The 1,769-nt window shown below is 48.9% G+C and carries 1 rRNA gene; it reads right to left on the bottom strand.

Features of this window, described 5'->3' with window-relative positions:
• Nucleotides 1-67: 67 nt before the first annotated feature.
• Nucleotides 68-1,634, bottom strand: a 16S ribosomal RNA gene (locus FFM71_RS13210).
• Nucleotides 1,635-1,769 lie beyond the last annotated feature (135 nt).

Below are 1,769 nucleotides of genomic sequence, written 5' to 3'. Positions count from 1 at the left end.
CTCTCAAAACTAAACAAAGTTTTAACAATTGTGTATTTCCGTTGATGCTTACGCATCATATCCTTAGAAAGGAGGTGATCCAGCCGCAGGTTCTCCTACGGCTACCTTGTTACGACTTCACCCTAATCATTTGTCCCACCTTAGACGGCTAGCTCCCCGAAGGGTTACCCCACCGGCTTTGGGTGTTACAAACTCTCATGGTGTGACGGGCGGTGTGTACAAGGCCCGGGAACGTATTCACCGCGGCATGCTGATCCGCGATTACTAGCGATTCCAGCTTCATGCAGGCGAGTTGCAGCCTGCAATCCGAACTGAGATCGGTTTTAAGTGATTTGCTTACCCTCGCGAGTTCGCAGCACGTTGTACCGACCATTGTAGCACGTGTGTAGCCCAGGTCATAAGGGGCATGATGATTTGACGTCGTCCCCACCTTCCTCCGGTTTGTCACCGGCAGTCTCACCAGAGTGCCCAACTGAATGCTGGCAACTGATAATAAGGGTTGCGCTCGTTGCGGGACTTAACCCAACATCTCACGACACGAGCTGACGACAACCATGCACCACCTGTATCCATGTCCCCGAAGGGAAAGACTAATCTCTTAGCTTTTCATGGTATGTCAAGACCTGGTAAGGTTCTTCGCGTTGCTTCGAATTAAACCACATGCTCCACCGCTTGTGCGGGCCCCCGTCAATTCCTTTGAGTTTCAATCTTGCGATCGTACTCCCCAGGCGGAGTGCTTAATGCGTTAGCTGCAGCACTGAAGGGCGGAAACCCTCCAACACTTAGCACTCATCGTTTACGGCATGGACTACCAGGGTATCTAATCCTGTTTGCTACCCATGCTTTCGAATCTCAGCGTCAGTTACAGACCAGAAAGCCGCCTTCGCCACTGGTGTTCTTCCATATATCTACGCATTCCACCGCTACACATGGAGTTCCACTTTCCTCTTCTGCACTCAAGTTTACCAGTTTTCGAAGCACTTCCTCGGTTGAGCCGAGGGCTTTCACTTCAAACTTAATAAACCGCCTACATTCTCTTTACGCCCAATAAATCCGGACAACGCTTGCCACCTACGTATTACCGCGGCTGCTGGCACGTAGTTAGCCGTGGCTTTCTGGTTGAATACCGTCAGTACGTGAACAGTTACTCTCACGCATGTTCTTCTTCAACAACAGAGTTTTACGATCCGAAAACCTTCTTCACTCACGCGGCATTGCTCCATCAGGCTTTCGCCCATTGTGGAAGATTCCCTACTGCTGCCTCCCGTAGGAGTTTGGGCCGTGTCTCAGTCCCAATGTGGCCGATTACCCTCTCAGGTCGGCTACGTATCATTGCCTTGGTGAGCCTTTATCTCACCAACTAGCTAATACGCCGCGGGTCCATCCAAAAGCGATAGCAGAGCCATCTTTCAAGCTACGATCATGTGAAAGTAGTTGTTATGCGGTATTAGCACCTGTTTCCAGATGTTATCCCCCACTTTTGGGCAGGTTACCCACGTGTTACTCACCCGTCCGCCACTCACTTAGATCCGATTCATGAAGCAAGCTTCAATCATCGGGAAAGTTCGTTCGACTTGCATGTATTAGGCATGCCGCCAGCGTTCGTCCTGAGCCAGGATCAAACTCTCATATTAAAAGTTTGTGACTCAATAAAAAATATTAAAAACTAGCGAATTGACTTCGTTGTAAATCCAACAAATTAATGTTGGCCTACACAATTTTAGTGTTAAAACTTTGTTCAGTTTTCAAAGGTCTACCAGCTGATTAAG

Origin of the sequence: Companilactobacillus huachuanensis (genome assembly GCF_005404815.1) — a bacterium.
GTDB lineage: Bacteria > Bacillota > Bacilli > Lactobacillales > Lactobacillaceae > Companilactobacillus > Companilactobacillus huachuanensis.
This window is presented reverse-complemented; position numbering and strand designations above follow the sequence as displayed.